The sequence below is a fragment of the Ruegeria sp. AF8 genome, assembly GCF_056541825.1.
On the sequence record NZ_JBQFYW010000062.1, the window covers coordinates 1 to 2,006 of the forward strand.

The following is a 2,006-nucleotide window of genomic DNA, read 5'->3' on the forward strand; positions in this document are numbered from 1 at the left end:
GAGCCCGAATCGCGCGATGCTGCGACTCAACTCAACAGAACCGACGCTCCATTAGCAGACGTTCGCAAAATTCGGGTGACCGCACGGTTTCGCCGTGTCGGCAACTCATGAACCTTTGACTCGCTACACGTGCCCGTAGAAGTCGCGGTGCGCTGCGACCGAATAGGCATAGTCGAGCAGCGTTGACCAGCTGAACACCGGCATCTCGATCTCTCGCTGGATGGCGCGTGCGAACGGCTGAAAGCCTGTGCATTCGAGCACCATCGCACCCATTGAAGGGTGTGCCGCGGCAAATTCCTTGGCAACCGATACGATATCCTGCTCGGCCTTGGAATAGTCCGCCGTGGGTATGTCCGGTCGCATGTCCTTGGTCCAGAGGCTGTCGAACTGCGGGCACTTACCATTATCCTTTGCCCCGAGGACGACGTAGTTCGATCCCAGTTGCACTCCCACCGACGCAAGATGCCGATCCTGCAGTTGATCACCTTCGGCGACTAGAATACCAACAACGCTATCGGAGCCGACAATCGTCTGGGCCAATGGCACCTGCAAGAGGCTCGAAGCAAAAACCGGAACACTCACCGCACTGGCGATTTCCTTCTGGAACCACGCGAAGTAACCGCATTCCGCCGCAATCGCGCGACATCCCATGCGTTCAAGCTTGCGCGCCGCTACCAACACCGGGTCCAGCAGACCCTGTTTCCGCTCTCCCCTGACCAGCTGTTTGATGTCGACCCCCTCGGCGATTTCATACTGGATCGGGAAGGGATGGGCGCTGGCGTTTCGAACGTCGCCGGGGAATCCCGGGTAGACATCGTCCAGAATGATGATCCCGAGCCCCATGCCGTAACAGCAGTGGTTTTTTCGGGCGTGTATGCGCTGAATTGCCGGATCGTGCGCTGACATCACCTGGTTCCTCGCGGTTTTGTGGATTGCCACCTGATACTCTCTTATGAAAATCTAGAAAAATAATGTTTCATTATTAGGGTGACGATGTGCTTATAGCCGGATCGCGGCGCGAAGAACTCTCAGTGCGGCGTGTCCGCAGCGTGCTCGCAGTGGCCGAGCACCGCTCGTTTTCGGTGGCTGCAAAGGTGTTGGGGCTGACCCAGCCTGCTGTCTCACAACACATCAAGCAACTGGAGGAGCAACTTGAGATTAGCCTCCTGGTGCGAGACAAGGAGGGGCTGCGGCTGTCCCCAGGAGGCGCAGCATTGCTACCGGCCTTCCGCCGGTTTCTGTCGAGTAATGGGGCCATCTTGGATCAATTGGCCTCACTTGGCCGGGGGACCCTGCAGATCCTGCGGATCGCAAGCCCAGCCTCCTATGCAGCCCTCAGTGTGGCGTCGGCATTTCAGTCGGTGCGGGAAAGATTTCCAAACCACATCCTCGACATATCGGAAATCGACGATGAGGAGAGTTTTCAATTGGTCCGGGACGGAGATATTGATTTCGCCATCACCAGCGTGTTCGTTCCGTCGCCCGGGTTGCGTTTCGAAGCGCTGCATCGGAATTTTGCTTGCGTCGTGATGTCCGATCAAAACGCCTTGGCCAAGGCTACCGAGATTGATGACACTGCCATACTTTCGCAACCAATGATCCGCTTTCCTTCCGGCACAACGTCACATGACTGGCTGTCAACCATCACAGCAAGAGCTGGCGTCGAACCAAAAACTGTTGCGGAAGTTCGACAATTGCTGACCGGCTTCCAAATGATCCGTCAGAACATGGGCGTGGCTGTGGTGCCGGAAAGGGCTGCAAGGGTTTGCGAACTTCCCGGCCTTGTTGCCATTCCTCTGAAAGACAGAAAATTGGTTCGGACGCTTGGAATTGTGACCAGCGACATCCATCATCCAACGGATTTCGAGAGGCACTTAGTAGATCATCTACGTATACAAAAAAGCGATGTCTAACGCGCGGCGTTCCTTCCTTGGCGGTCTGATAGCGCGGTCGCATTGCTCAGTTTCCAGTCGTCGGTGAAGACGCAGCGAATTGGCACTTTGTCC

At 56.3% G+C, this 2,006-nt stretch carries 2 protein-coding genes; one reads left to right on the top strand and one right to left on the bottom strand.

Annotated features, from left to right (window positions below):
- Positions 1-123 precede the first annotated feature (123 nt).
- Positions 124-906 carry an aspartate/glutamate racemase family protein gene (locus tag ACR0AO_RS25325; RefSeq protein WP_480609768.1) on the bottom strand — a complete coding sequence of 261 codons (783 nt, stop codon included), beginning with the start codon at positions 904-906 and terminating at the stop codon, positions 124-126.
- A gap of 89 nt (positions 907-995) precedes the next feature.
- On the opposite strand from ACR0AO_RS25325, the gene ACR0AO_RS25330 reads away from it, so the two are divergent.
- On the top strand, positions 996-1,913 hold the full coding sequence (locus ACR0AO_RS25330) for a LysR family transcriptional regulator (RefSeq protein ID WP_480609771.1): 918 nt from the start codon (positions 996-998) through the stop codon (positions 1,911-1,913).
- Positions 1,914-2,006: the final 93 nt, after the last annotated feature.

Coding starts and splice junctions, on each gene's coding strand:
- ACR0AO_RS25325 (WP_480609768.1), bottom strand. CDS start 906: ATGTCAGCGCACGATCCGGCAATTCAGCGCATACACGCCCGAAAAAAC.